The following is a 12,745-nucleotide window of genomic DNA, read 5'->3' as shown; positions in this document are numbered from 1 at the left end:
TTATTGGTTTGTAATTTTTTTTGGGGATAAAAAAATAATAGGACAATAGTGTGCTCAGGTTATATCGTAAACCGAATAAGGGGTTAATGGGCGTCGATATTAGTTCGACTTCTGTTAAGTTGTTAGAGCTCTCTGTTAAGAACGGTAAATATTGGGTAGAAAGCTATGCTTTGACGCCTTTACCTGAGAACAGTGTAGTTGAAAAAAATATCTTGAATCCAGAAGCAGTTGCAGAAGCTTTAGAACGGGCGATGAATTTAGCAAATCCCCACACCTCTAACGCTGCAATTGCTGTTCCAACATCGACGGTTATTCATAAAACCATCGAAATGGATGCAGATATGAACGATGATGAGCGTGAAGTTCAGATTCGATTAGATGCGGAGCAATATATACCGTTCCCTTTAGATGAGGTGAGCCTTGATTTTGAGGTTTTACCAGATCGACTGCCGAATCCAAATCGTGTGAATGTACTTTTAGTCGCAACACGAACAGAAAATGTTGAAACACGCGTAGAAGTACTGGAACTGGTTGATTTAACGCCTAAGCTTGCTGATGTTGAAAGTTATGCTGTTGAGCGAGCTTTTAGTGTGTTTGCTGATAGCTTACCCATGGGTGCAAATACCATTGGTATTTTAGATATTGGCCATACCATGACCACATTATCGGTTATGCAAAATGGCAAAATCATTTATACCCGTGAACAAGTCTTTGGCGGTAAACAGCTTACTTTGGAAATTCAAAGTCGTTATGGTTTGTCATTAGAAGAAGCGGGACGCGCTAAAAAAGAACGTTCTTTGCCAGATGATTATGACATCGAAATCTTAGAACCATTTTTAGATGCTGTAGTTCAGCAAGCGGCTAGATCTCTACAATTTTTCTTCTCTTCATCCCAATTCAATGAAATTGACCATATTTTGCTAGCGGGTGGTAATGCCAACATTCCAGGGCTTGCTAAATTGTTGCAGCAAAAACTCGGTTACCGAGTCACTATTGCCAACCCGTTTTTACAAATGGGTTTCTCTCCTCAAGTCGACATTCAAAAAATTGAAAATGATGCTTCTTCATTAATGGTGGCATGTGGCTTGGCTTTAAGGAGTTTTGATTAATGGCAACAATTAATTTACTCCCTTGGCGATATGGGCTTAGGGAGCAGCGTAAAAAACAATTTATTATTTTATGTCTTGGGGTCGTTGTTTTGGGGATAACCACTGTATTTTCAGGGTGGTTTTATTTAAATCAAAAATTAAATGATCAAGAACAAGCAAATCAGCTCATCATCAGTACAAACCAGAATCTAGATCAACAACTTAAAACCTTAAATGGCTTGCAAGAACAGCGTGACGCAATTATTGAGCGTATGAAGCTCATTCAAGGATTGCAAAGCCAGCGTCCAGTTGTTGTACGTTTAGTGGATGAATTGGTTCGTGTGACTCCTGCAGCCATGTATTTGACTAAATTTAGTCGAACTGGAGATAAATTCACCATCGAAGGTAAAGCTGAAAGTCCAAATACTGTTGCAGAGTTATTACGTAATCTCGAGGCATCACCATGGTATCGCAACGCTTTTATGAATTCTTTTTTGGCGACCGAAGAGAAAAAAGATAAGGCTGTGAGTTCTTTGCTTCCTAGAGTTGAAGATAGCTATGGCAGTTTTGTTGTTACTGTTGATGTGGGGGAAATGGGGGTGACTACAACAGATGATACCGCTAATACGTCTGTAGGTACGGATAAGGAGGTAGCAAAATGAGTCCTGATGAACTTCATGAACTGTCTTTAGAACAAGCTCCATCTAAGAAAAAAAAGATCACCTTAGAAAAATTTCTTCAGCAATTTAACACGCTCGATATGAACAGTTATGGCAGCTGGCCATTATCTGTGAAAATTACGTGTTGGATTTTTATTTTCTTTGCTGTATTGGCTTTGGGGTATTTTGTTGCTATTCAACCAAAGCTACAAGCAATTGATAATGCTCAAGCACAAGAAAGTAATTTATTAAATGAGTTTCGAGAAAAAGACTCAAAATTACGCAACTTGCAACAATACCAGCTTCAACTTCAAGAGATGCAAGCCAACTTCAATCAGCAGTTAGAACAATTGCCAAAAGAAACCGAAATTCCAAGCTTAGTTGAAGATATTAACTTAACGGGAGTGAATTCTGGTCTAAAGTTTAAAAATATCCGCTTAGAAGGTGAAGTGAAGCAGGAAATTTTTATTGAACAGCCTATTACTATCGAAGCAACTGGGGATTATCACGCTTTCGGGGCTTTTGTTAGCAGTATTGCGGCGTTGCCACGTATTGTGACGATGCATGATTTTGTTGTTGAAGCTGCTCCTGTTAAGGATGGTAAATCAGATATTCCTGTGCTTAATTATTCTATCAAAGCAAAAACTTATCGCTATATGGGTGCTGTAGAAAATCCTGAGCATCAGGAAAAAAATGCTTCGGCTTCTTCGGTAGCCCCTGATTCTTCTACTGCTAACACACAGCTGAAATAGGAGAATTACGATGAAACTTAAAAAATTTTCTCTTTCTATTTTGGCATGCTTGGCTTTAGCTGGATGTGAGTCGAGAATCGACGCTGTAAATCAACAAATGGCCGATATACGTAATCAACCACCACAAGCCATAGAACCAGCACCTGTTTTTACTCCTGTGCCACAGTTTAATTATGCAGCCCATCAGTTAAAGAGCCCATTTTTACCAAGCTCACTTGCTGCTGAGCTAAAAATTATGGCAGGGAAACGAGTATATCCGAATTTCTCACGTGCACCTCAACCGCTCGAAAGTTATGCATTAGAATCTTTAAATATGAAAGGAAGCATGCGTAATAGTCGTGGACAAGTCATGGCTCTGATCCAAACGCCTGATCACCAAATTGAGCGAGTGCAGGTAGGGAACTATATTGGAATGAATCAAGGTCGTATTACCCATATTGGGCCGACTCAGATTGATCTGGTAGAAATTGTTCCTGATGGGCGAGAAGGTTATGTGGAGAGACCAAGAACCTTAGTGTTAATTGGACCTGCACCCTAGAATTTAGGGAATAACAAAGAAAAAATTATTTTTAAAGATTATTTATTGGGGATGGTTAGACAATGAATCACGTATTCCGTCAGTTTTCGATGGGGGCTGTAGCAATTGCAGTTATGCAGGTTGCATCTGCACAGGTCAGCATGACTAATATTGTACCGACACAAATAGCGGGACAGGGTACAGAAATTCGGGTTATGTTTAATGGTTTGCCGCCGCAACCACAGGCATATCAGCTTGAGAATCCTTCACGTTTGATTTTGGATTTTAATAAAGCGCAGCAGAATCTAACACAGTCAAAAGTAGCGATTGGTACAAATGAGGCGAGTTCGGTCGATGTAAGCTCTGATGATCAGCGTTCACGCTTAACAGTAAATTTGAAAGAGGCTGGTGCTTTTACAACTCGTATTGAAGGTAACACTTTTATTTTAAAGATTAATTCTACAGAAGCCATAGTTAAACCTGTATCAACAAGTACGATGCAATCCCAAGGTGTTTCAAATATTGGTTTCCAACGTGGTAGTCAAGGGGAAGGCCTCATCGTTATAGACCTGTTGGGAAGTAATACTCCTGTTGATGTGCAACAACAAGGTAGCAAAGTTGTAGTAAAAACATTAGGTTCTAAAATTCCCACGCATTTAGCTAAGCGCTTAAATGTAAATGATTTTGCAACTCCTGTTTCGACCATTGAATCTTATAATGATAAAGGCAATGGTGTTATTATCATTCAATCTACTGGTAGCTATGAATATATGGCTTATCAGGCAGAAAATAAATTAACTATTAGCCTAAAGCGTCCTCAGGATAAAAATGTAAGTGCTTCATCTAAGCAAGCTAATTATTCAGGTAATAAGCTCTCTCTTGATTTTCAAGATATTGAAGTTCGTAGGGTCCTGCAGTTACTGGCTGATTTTACCGGCATTAATATGGTTGCGGCTGATAGTGTACAAGGTAATATCACTTTGCGTCTAAAAGATGTACCTTGGGATCAGGCACTTGATATTATTTTAAAAACCAAAAATCTAGATAAACGCAGAAATGGGAATGTAATTTGGATTGCGCCAGTTGCGGAGCTAATCAAAGCAGAAGATGATGAGGCAAAAGCGTTAGCACAAAGTATTAAATTAGCACCAATTCAAACAGATTATATTCGCTTAAATTATGCAAAAGCAGCAGATGTGCTTAAGCTAATTGAAGATACTCGTGATGGTAAGACAGCTGTCGCAAACCGTACCGCAAATTCAGACTCTCTTGCTTTAGAAAGTTTATTGAGCTCACGAGGCAGTGCTGTTGCTGATACGCGTACTAATACTTTGATTGTAAATGATACAGCCCAGAACATTGATAAAGTTCGTAAAATGATTGATTTGCTGGATGTGCAAGTTAAACAGGTTATGGTTGAGGCGCGCATTGTAAGAGCATCTACTTCTTTTACTAAAGAGCTTGGCGTGAAATGGGGAATATTATCTCAAGGGGTAAACAGTAATAACAGTTTACTGGTAGGTGGTAGTGATACAACGCTTTGGAATTTAAGAGAGCCGGATGACGACGGGAAATACACGATTGAGCGGCCAGATAATTTAAACGTTGATTTGGGTGTTACATCGGCTGGAGCTAGTAGTATAGCTTTTAGTTTGATCAGTATGTCTGATTTTATGTTGGATTTAGAGTTATCGGCATTGCAGGCGGATGGTTATGGTGAAGTTATCTCAACACCAAAAGTCATGACTACAGATAAACAAACTGCGAGAGTAGCGACAGGTCAGCAGGTTCCTTATCAAACCACGACTAATTCTGCTGCAGGAGCGACAGCAAGTACATCATTCAAAGATGCACTATTAAGTCTAGATGTTACTCCAAGTATTACGCCAGATGGTAAAATCCAAATGAAATTGGATATTTCTAAGGATTCCGTGGCAGGTGAGGCACCAAATGGCGAGTTGATTCTAAATAAAAATAATATCAATACTAATGTACTGGTGAATAATGGAGAAACAGTCATTTTAGGTGGAGTATTTGAGCAGACTACAACTAACTCACAAACCAAAGTTCCTTTCTTTGGAGATCTGCCTGTAGTTGGACGTTTATTTAGAAAAGATGTGAAATCTGATGATAAGCAAGAGTTATTGATTTTCGTTACGCCACGAATTGTTAATGACACTTTGGTGAGAAATCATTAATATATTTTTCAATGAAAGCAATTGAAATAGGTGGCGCCTTGCCAAGCAAAGCGTTTGAAACCCTGCCAAATATTTATTTGGTAGGGCCCATGGGGGCAGGAAAAACAACCGTTGGACGTCATTTAGCCGAAATATTAGGGCGTGATTTTTTAGATAGTGATCATGAAATTGAACGCAAAACAGGCGCCACTATTCCTTGGATCTTTGAGAAAGAAGGGGAGTTAGGTTTTCGTACTCGTGAAACTGTAGTGTTAAATGAGTTGACTTCACGTAAAGCCTTAGTGTTGGCGACAGGCGGAGGTGCAATTACTCAAGCACCCAACCGCGAATTTCTAAAGCAACGTGGTATTGTTGTTTATCTTTACACTCCTGTAGAACTACAATTACAACGAACTTACCGCGATAAAAATAGACCTCTATTACAAGTTGAAAACCCTGAACAAAAATTACGTGATTTGTTAAAAATACGTGATCCTTTATATCGTGAAGTTGCGCATTACACGATTGAAACCAATCAGGGTGCTGCTCGTGATCTTGCTCAAAAGATTTTGCAACTTATTTTGTCCAACCCGCTAAAATAGCCAAACTTACTTGTGGTTTTATAAACTCATGCAAACTTTACATGTTGAATTAGGCGAACGCCGTTATCCTATTTTTATTGGCAGTCAACTTGATCCTAAGCAGTTGCTTGAGCCTTATATTCATGGTCAACAGGTCATGATCGTGAGTAACGAAACGGTCGCTCCTTTATATTTATCTCATTATCAAGAAGCTTTAAAAAGTTTGGGTAAAACTGTAGCGACTTGTATTTTGCCAGATGGTGAGAAATATAAAGATATTCAACATCTAAATTTAATTTTTGATGCTTTACTTGAAGCTGGTTTTAATCGTGATTGTACGGTTTTAGCTTTGGGTGGTGGTGTTATTGGGGATATGGCTGGTTTTGCATCAGCATGTTTCCAACGTGGTGTTTATTTTGTTCAGGTTCCGACTACACTTCTTTCACAAGTAGACTCAAGTGTGGGTGGTAAAACGGGGATTAATCATCCTCTTGGTAAGAACATGTTGGGCGCATTTCAGCAACCTCAAGTTGTTTTGGCGGATATGGCTCAACTTGATACTTTACCAGATCGAGAGTTATCTGCCGGATTATCAGAAGTCATTAAATATGCTTTGTTAGGTGACGCTGATTTTCTTGTTTGGTTAGAGCAGAATATGGATGGTTTAATTGGGCGAGATGCTGAACTTTTAGCAGAAGCTGTTTATCGTTCATGTGCTCATAAAGCGCGTATTGTTGCTAACGATGAAAAAGAGCAAGGCGAACGAGCTTTACTCAACTTGGGTCATACTTTCGGTCATGCCATTGAATCTTATCTTGGCTATGGTACTTGGTTGCACGGTGAAGCAGTAGCGACAGGCATGGTGATGGCAGCTGATTTATCACAACGTTTAGGTTGGATTTCAAGCGATGATGTAGAGCGTACAAAAAAAATTATTCAACGCGCTAATTTGCCGATATCATGTCCAAAAATTCCATTGGATGAATTCCTTAGATATATGGCACATGATAAAAAAGTTCTCAATGGTCAATTACGTTTGGTGTTGTTAAAACAACTTGGTCAAGCAGTAATTACTAAGGACTTTGATGTTGAACTCATGAAACAAGCTATTTTGGCGAATCAACACGGATAATAAATTAAGGTAACACATGACTGTATCACGTACACTTTGGCAGAATGTTCAACAATATATCTGGTTGGTGGGTGGTATTGTCTGCTTGTTTCTGGCTTTTATTTTCTGGGTAATGACTGATAGTAAAAAGCTTGTCGAAGTTGAAAAAGCAGCTGATTCAGATGCCCCAGTACAAATCCAGCCAGAGAAGGTAGCAACAACTGCAAATTTAGGGGCACTAGCTGATGAAGTGAGGCCTCTTGATTTAACAACCCGTACGGTTGCGTCTGGTCAGCATGAGGCAGAGTTCCGTGGTACAAAGTTTATTAATGAAAACAAGAAACAATGGACGCTTGAGCTTTTTCGTGCGTCTGATGAAGATATTATTAAAAACTTTTTAAAAAATCGTCCAGAGCGAAATAAATTTATCTACTTCCGCTTAAGTGGAGATAAGCAATCTGAACAATATGTTTTGACGTATGGCGTATTTAAACGTTCTGAAGATGCAATTCAGCAATTAACTCAACTGAATCTTGATTTACCTGCGTCAATCAAACCACAACCACAACAATTTTCAACTTATGCACCATTAGTCAATGATTTAGGTGCGGATGAAATGAAAGGTGGAATGAGTCAAACTTATGAAGTGCGTTTACGTCCAGCTGCCTTGCCTAAAATTGATGAGTCTTTACTCATAGGGACTGGCGTAAGTGGAGCTGCGAATACACAACCTAAGGTGGCTGCTCCCGCAACAAACTCTACAACTCGAACAACAATTATTCGTCGAGATGCTGAGGGAAATGTTGTGGATGTACATCAGTCTAATTCGGCAGTTGATGTGCCTAAAAAGGCTCAACAGAATCGTACAACAGAGCCTACAGTAAAAAATGCAACAAATGAGGGCACGCGAGGCAATTAATTATAAGGATATGTTGCACAAATATGGTGCAATAATAATGGTTATATATATTTTTTGATCACCTGTGGTGCATGTTTGGTCATTTATTAAAATGATAACGCGAATAAAACCTATCTATCTTCAACAATTATAAATACTTAGATGCAAAAAATAACATTGGCATGGTTTTTGCTTTATTCTTGTGCTTATTAATGTGCTGTAAACTATTTTAGCGCTCTAAAGAGTAAATTCTATGCAGAGTCGAGGGGTCGAACTGCTTTAAAAGAGTGCGAAATAAGTCAAAACATTTTTCTAGCAAAAACCAGTGTACGTAAAAATGGAACAGCGTATATTGGCTTATCAGCCCCAAAATTTTTTTTGTGAAACATTGAGCTAACTGTCGTCCGTAGGCACTATCGCAAAAAGAAGTTGTTTGTTTGACGCTCGAAAGAGCCTTATTGAAAGAAGGGTACGCTATGCACATGCCATCGCCTAATACTGTAGCTCCCGCTCAAGGTTTATATCAACCTGATGAGTTTAAGGATAACTGTGGTTTTGGACTGATCGCCCATATGAAGGGTGAATCAAGTCATCATCTAGTTGAAACCGCGATTCACAGTTTAAGTTGCATGACGCACCGTGGTGGTATTGCCGCAGATGGCAAGACGGGAGATGGTTGCGGCTTATTATTGGCGATGCCAAAGCAATTTTTCCGTGATGAAGCAAAAAAACTGAGTGATATTACACTGAGTGAAATTTTTGCTGTGGGTACTGTATTTTTAAATACTGATCCGGCATTAGCGCAACATTCTAAAAATATTTTAACGAAAGAAATCGAGTCAGATGGCTTACGTGTACTGGCTTGGCGTGTTGTCCCTACAAATAACGATGCACTAGGTGAAATTGCGCTTCAATCTTTACCAGCTTTTGAACAGGTCATTGTGAACTGTCCAATGGGCGTGACTGAAGTCGAATTTAACCGTAAATTATTCTTGGCACGTCGTCGTGCAGAACAACAATTACAAAATGATTCTTCATTCTATGTGACTACGCTTTGTTCGACAGTAATCAGCTATAAAGGCTTGATGATGCCGGCTGCAATTGCTGAGTTCTATACAGACTTAGCAGATGAGCGTTTAAAATCACATATCGTGGTATTCCACCAACGCTTCTCTACTAATACGTTGCCGCGTTGGCCGTTGGCTCAGCCGTTCCGTTACCTTGCGCATAATGGTGAAATCAACACAATTACAGCAAACCGTAACTGGGCGTTGGCGCGTACTCCTAAATTTGAAAACCCATTATTACCAGGTCTTACTGAGCTTAACCCAATCGTTAACCGTACAGGTTCGGATTCTTCAAGCTTAGATAACATGCTTGAGATCTTAGTCGGTGGTGGTATGGATTTATTCCGTGCCTTACGTATGCTCGTACCACCAGCTTGGCAAAACGTAGAAACTTTAGATGCAGACTTACGCGCATTCTATGAGTTCAACTCTAAACATATGGAAGCTTGGGATGGCCCAGCTGGTCTTGTTATTCAAGATGGCCGTCATGCGATCTGTATGCTTGATCGTAATGGTTTGCGTCCTGCGCGTTGGGTAATTACCAAAAATGATTACATTACCTTGGCATCTGAAATCGGTGTTTGGGGTTATGAGCCTGAAGATGTAGTTTCTAAAGGTCGTGTAGGCCCTGGCCAAATTTTGGTAGTTGATACCTTAACAGGCAAAGTACTTGATACTAAAGATGTTAGTACACATTTGAAAAACATGCGTCCGTACCGTGAGTGGTTACGTGATCATGCGATTCGTTTAAATGCAAACCCAGAACTTGAAGAGCAATTAGTCGATAAAGGTTTAACTGGCGATGCTTTAAAAGCGGCTCAAAAAATGTTTATGGTGACATTTGAAGAGCGCGACCAGTTGTTACGTCCAATTGCTGAAAGCGGACAAGAAGCTGTTGGTTCTATGGGTGATGATACGCCAATGGCTGTATTGTCTCGTCAAGTACGCCATGTGACTGATTATTTCCGTCAACAGTTTGCTCAAGTGACAAACCCGCCAATTGACCCGCTACGTGAGTCAATTGTAATGTCGCTTGAAACTTGTTTAGGTCGTGAACAAAATGTCTTTGAGCAAGGCCCTGAGCATGCTGACCGTATCATCATCTCTAGCCCTGTATTGTCAAATTCAAAAATGCAGCAAATCCGTAGCATTGAGCGTCAGGGTTATGAAGCAGTTGATATCAATTTAAACTATGCCGAAGAAGAAGGCTTGCAAGCTGCGATCACGCGTATCTGTGAAGAAGCGGCGCAAGCGGTTCGTGATGGTAAAACTTTAATTGTTTTAACTGATAAAAATATCCGCCAAGGTTTATTACCTGCAAACGCAGCACTTGCAACAGGTGCGGTACATCATTACCTCATCAAAACTGGCTTGCGTACTGATGCAAACATCATGGTTGAAACTGGTTTTGCACGTGATCCGCATCAATTTGCAGTATTACTTGGTTTCGGTGCAACGGCTGTTTACCCATATCTTGCATATGATGTGATCAATGACTTGATCGCTAAAGGTGAGCTTTTAGGTGACCCAATTCATGCGCAAGCAAACTTCCGTAAAGGTATTGAGAAAGGCTTGCTAAAAGTTCTTTCAAAAATGGGTATCTCTACAGTTGCTTCTTATCGTGGCGGTCAGTTATTTGAAGCAGTAGGTTTATCATCAGAAGTGGTAGATCAGTGTTTCTTAGGTGTTCCAAGTCGTATTCAGGGCGCAACATTTGCTGATCTTGAAAAAGACCAGAAAAAATTAGCAGCGACAGCTTGGTCAAATCGTAAGCCAATTGATCAGGGTGGTTTGCTCAAATTCGTATTTGATAAAGAGTACCATGCATTTAACCCAGATGTGATTAACGCATTACACAAAGCCGTTCGCTCTGGTAAGTACGAAGACTTTAAAGAATATGCTGAGTTGGTGAATAATCGTCCAGTGGCGACTATTCGTGACTTATTTAAGTTAAAAACAACGAACTCAATTCCAGTTGAACAAGTTGAATCAGTTGAAGATATCTTGCCTCGCTTTGACTCGGCAGGGATGTCTTTAGGTGCTCTGTCTCCAGAAGCACATGAAGCAATCGCAATCGCGATGAACACGATCGGTGGTCGTTCTAACTCTGGTGAAGGCGGTGAAGATCCTGTTCGTTACGGAACAATTCGTAACTCGAAAATCAAACAGATCGCATCTGGTCGTTTTGGTGTAACTCCTGCATACCTAACTTCTGCTGAAGTCTTGCAAATTAAAGTTGCTCAGGGTGCAAAACCGGGTGAGGGTGGTCAGTTACCAGGTGGTAAAGTAAATGGTTTAATCGCACGTTTACGTTACTCAGTACCGGGTGTAACGCTAATTTCACCTCCTCCACATCACGACATTTACTCAATTGAAGATTTGTCTCAGTTAATTTTTGACTTGAAACAAGTTAACCCGAAAGCCATGGTATCGGTGAAATTGGTATCTGAGCCGGGTGTGGGAACAATTGCTGCAGGTGTTGCAAAAGCTTATGCAGACTTCATTACCATTTCAGGTTATGACGGCGGTACGGCTGCATCTCCACTTTCTTCAATTCACCACGCGGGTTCTCCGTGGGAATTGGGTTTGAGTGAGGCGCACCAAGCACTTCGTGTAAATGACTTGCGTGGAAAAGTACGTGTACAAACTGATGGTGGTTTAAAAACTGGTCTTGATGTGATCAAGGCAGCAATTTTAGGTGCTGAAAGTTTCGGCTTTGGTTCAACACCAATGATCGCTTTAGGTTGTAAATACCTCCGTATTTGTCACTTAAATAACTGTGCAACCGGTGTTGCAACTCAACAAGATCATTTGCGTCAAGAACACTACATTGGCGAGCCAGAAATGCTCATCAACTTCTTCCACTTTATCGCGGAAGAAACTCGTGAATGGTTGGCTGCATTAGGTGTTTCTTCATTGAAAGACTTGATTGGTCGTGTTGATTTGCTTGAAGTATTACCGGGTGAAACTGAAAAACATGCTCACCTTGATTTAAGTGCTCTATTAACTTCTCATCCTTCTGCTGAAGGTAAAGCACAATACTGTCAAGTGGAAGGTAATGCACCATTTGATAAAGGTGTATTGGCTGAGAGAATGGTCGCTGAAATGCTTCCTGCAATTGAGTCAAGCGCTGGTGGTCAGTTCAACTTCAACGTCGTGAACTGTGACCGCTCAATCGGTGCTCGTGTTTCGGGTGAAATTGCTCGTCGCTATGGCAACTTGGGTATGGAAGCACATCCAGTTGTAATGAACTTAACTGGTACAGCTGGTCAGTCTCTTGGTGTTTGGAATGCTGGTGGTTTACACATCCGTCTTGAAGGTGATGCAAACGACTACGTAGGTAAAGGTATGGCGGGTGGTCGTATTTCGATTTTCCCACCACAAGGTTCACCTTTCCAAACACAAAACACAGCAATTATTGGTAATACCTGTTTGTATGGTGCAACTGGCGGTAAGCTTTTTGCAGCAGGTACAGCGGGTGAGCGTTTTGCAGTTCGTAACTCTGGTGCGTTTGCTGTAATCGAAGGTGCCGGTGATCACTGTTGTGAATATATGACAGGTGGTGTTGTGACTGTACTTGGTAAAGTAGGCCATAACTTTGGTGCGGGCATGACTGGTGGTTTTGCTTATGTACTTGACCTCGATAATGACTTCGTAGATTACTACAACCACGAATTGATTGATTTAAATCGTATTTCAACAGAATCTATGGAAGATCATAAAGAGTTCTTGTTGCGTATTATCGATGAGCATATCAAAGAAACTGGTAGTGCTTGGGCTTATAAAATCCGCAATGAGTTCGATTTCTACAGCCGTAAATTCTGGCTTGTGAAACCAAAAGCTGCTAATTTGCAAACGCTTTTGAAAACAACACAAGCTGACCCACAATAATTCC

The 12,745-nt window shown here is 40.4% G+C and carries 9 protein-coding genes; all 9 read left to right on the top strand.

Annotated features, from left to right (window positions below):
* The first annotated feature begins 50 nt into the window (after positions 1 to 50).
* Complete coding sequence (locus HJG58_RS13025) at positions 51 to 1,109, top strand: pilus assembly protein PilM (protein ID WP_309171426.1); 1,059 nt, start codon at positions 51 to 53, stop codon at positions 1,107 to 1,109.
* Positions 1,109 to 1,750 carry a PilN domain-containing protein gene (locus HJG58_RS13020; protein WP_170249201.1) on the top strand — a complete coding sequence of 214 codons (642 nt, stop codon included), beginning with the start codon at positions 1,109 to 1,111 and terminating at the stop codon, positions 1,748 to 1,750. The genes HJG58_RS13025 and HJG58_RS13020 overlap by 1 nt, the downstream gene beginning before the upstream one ends.
* Positions 1,747 to 2,499, top strand: a complete 753-nt coding sequence (locus HJG58_RS13015; protein ID WP_170249199.1) for a type IV pilus inner membrane component PilO — start codon at positions 1,747 to 1,749, stop codon at positions 2,497 to 2,499. Before HJG58_RS13020 ends, HJG58_RS13015 begins: the two co-directional genes overlap by 4 nt.
* 10 nt (positions 2,500 to 2,509) lie before the next feature.
* The gene (locus HJG58_RS13010; RefSeq protein WP_086264796.1) at positions 2,510 to 3,037 is read left to right on the top strand and encodes a pilus assembly protein PilP; all 528 of its coding nucleotides are present in this window, start codon (positions 2,510 to 2,512) and stop codon (positions 3,035 to 3,037) included.
* A gap of 62 nt (positions 3,038 to 3,099) precedes the next feature.
* Positions 3,100 to 5,214, top strand: a complete 2,115-nt coding sequence (pilQ, locus tag HJG58_RS13005; RefSeq protein WP_170249196.1) for a type IV pilus secretin PilQ — start codon at positions 3,100 to 3,102, stop codon at positions 5,212 to 5,214.
* An 11-nt stretch (positions 5,215 to 5,225) separates the two neighbouring features.
* Positions 5,226 to 5,795 (top strand): shikimate kinase AroK, encoded by a 570-nt coding sequence (gene aroK / locus HJG58_RS13000; RefSeq protein WP_086264798.1) that lies wholly within the window; start codon positions 5,226 to 5,228, stop codon positions 5,793 to 5,795.
* Between the two features lie 28 nt (positions 5,796 to 5,823).
* Positions 5,824 to 6,906 (top strand): 3-dehydroquinate synthase, encoded by a 1,083-nt coding sequence (aroB, locus tag HJG58_RS12995; protein WP_216076569.1) that lies wholly within the window; start codon positions 5,824 to 5,826, stop codon positions 6,904 to 6,906.
* A 16-nt stretch (positions 6,907 to 6,922) separates the two neighbouring features.
* Positions 6,923 to 7,804, top strand: a complete 882-nt coding sequence (locus tag HJG58_RS12990) for a hypothetical protein (protein WP_170249192.1) — start codon at positions 6,923 to 6,925, stop codon at positions 7,802 to 7,804.
* Between the two features lie 461 nt (positions 7,805 to 8,265).
* Positions 8,266 to 12,741, top strand: a complete 4,476-nt coding sequence (gene gltB, locus HJG58_RS12985; protein WP_170249190.1) for a glutamate synthase large subunit — start codon at positions 8,266 to 8,268, stop codon at positions 12,739 to 12,741.
* Positions 12,742 to 12,745: the final 4 nt, after the last annotated feature.

The organism is Acinetobacter geminorum, from assembly GCF_013009345.1.
Lineage (GTDB): Bacteria > Pseudomonadota > Gammaproteobacteria > Pseudomonadales > Moraxellaceae > Acinetobacter > Acinetobacter geminorum.
The sequence above is the reverse complement of the archived record's forward strand: the minus strand, read 5'-3'. Positions and strand labels throughout refer to the sequence as shown.

Bases quoted from the DNA above. Each gene is read 5' to 3' on its own strand.
- pilQ (WP_170249196.1), top strand. From the start codon at position 3,100: ATGAATCACGTATTCCGTCAGTTTTCGATGGGGGCTGTAGCAATTGCA.
- aroB (WP_216076569.1), top strand. From the start codon at position 5,824: ATGCAAACTTTACATGTTGAATTAGGCGAACGCCGTTATCCTATTTTT.
- HJG58_RS13015 (WP_170249199.1), top strand. From the start codon at position 1,747: ATGAGTCCTGATGAACTTCATGAACTGTCTTTAGAACAAGCTCCATCT.
- HJG58_RS13010 (WP_086264796.1), top strand. From the start codon at position 2,510: ATGAAACTTAAAAAATTTTCTCTTTCTATTTTGGCATGCTTGGCTTTA.
- HJG58_RS12990 (WP_170249192.1), top strand. From the start codon at position 6,923: ATGACTGTATCACGTACACTTTGGCAGAATGTTCAACAATATATCTGG.
- gltB (WP_170249190.1), top strand. From the start codon at position 8,266: ATGCCATCGCCTAATACTGTAGCTCCCGCTCAAGGTTTATATCAACCT.
- HJG58_RS13020 (WP_170249201.1), top strand. From the start codon at position 1,109: ATGGCAACAATTAATTTACTCCCTTGGCGATATGGGCTTAGGGAGCAG.
- aroK (WP_086264798.1), top strand. From the start codon at position 5,226: ATGAAAGCAATTGAAATAGGTGGCGCCTTGCCAAGCAAAGCGTTTGAA.